This is a genomic window from Micromonospora sp. AMSO31t, from assembly GCF_008868175.1.
GTDB lineage: Bacteria > Actinomycetota > Actinomycetes > Mycobacteriales > Micromonosporaceae > Micromonospora.
This window is the reverse complement of the sequence record NZ_WBKT01000344.1, coordinates 1-479: the sequence shown is the minus strand read 5'-3', so window position 1 is coordinate 479 and position 479 is coordinate 1. Positions and strand designations below refer to the sequence as shown.

Here is a 479-nt window from a genome sequence, read left to right as displayed (position 1 = left end):
TTGCGGAGTGCGGCGCGGGTGGTGCCGATGGCCTGGGTGGCGGCGGACAGCGCGGTGTAGTTGGCTGCGGCGGCGTCGTGGGTGTGCCGCACCTTCTCGATGAGTTCGTCGAGTTGGGCCAGGTACGTGCCGGAGGCGGCGCTGGTCTCCGGCGGCCAGGCCGAGGCGAGACCGCGTCGGTATTCCTGGAGTCGGCCGAGGTGGATCTGTGCGAGGTCGCAGACCTTGCGCCAGCCGGCCACCTGTTTCCAGTGGTTGGCGGTGTCGTGGTCCTGGAGGCACGCACACATGCTGTTGACGTCCATCAGCTGCCAGTCGGTGCCGGCGGTGCGGCTGTTGCCCCGTTCGTTCATGGGAGCACCACCGGGCCGGTGGGGTCGCTGAGCATCGGTGTGGGCGTGGGTGTGTGGGGCAGGATCGTGCCCGGGTCGGCGAGGGCCTGTTGGACGTCGACCACTCGGGCGGCGGAGAAGGCGTCG

At 70.1% G+C, this 479-nt stretch carries 1 pseudogene; it reads right to left on the bottom strand.

The annotated features are described in order from the left end of the window. Positions 1–353 (bottom strand): annotated as a pseudogene (locus tag F8274_RS30870) (hypothetical protein); the annotation flags it as partial. Between the last annotated feature and the right edge of the window lie 126 nt (positions 354–479).